The following is a 261-nucleotide window of genomic DNA, read 5'->3' on the forward strand; positions in this document are numbered from 1 at the left end:
GGTTTAATGATTATGGATTCAAAACGCAAGGAAGAATTTAAAGAAATCGATGCTAAGGTTAAAATTCTCTCAGACGGAAAAATGACACTTTCGGTACCAAATCAGGAAAAAGTCGCAGGTACCAAAAGTACAATTCCTGATGTACGTGTGACCGAAGCAACACTGACATGGTATTGGGTTCAGGACACAACTGTAAACCAGGAAATTACCATCCATAATTACGATTCCTCGGCAGCGAGCGGAAAGGTCATATTCTGGTCG

The 261-nt window shown here is 41.0% G+C and carries 1 pseudogene; it reads left to right on the top strand.

What is annotated here, in order from left to right:
• Nucleotides 1-12: 12 nt before the first annotated feature.
• Nucleotides 13-261, top strand: a pseudogene (locus METPAY_RS01815) (hypothetical protein); the annotation flags it as partial.

This window comes from Methanolacinia paynteri (assembly GCF_000784355.1).
GTDB lineage: Archaea > Halobacteriota > Methanomicrobia > Methanomicrobiales > Methanomicrobiaceae > Methanolacinia > Methanolacinia paynteri.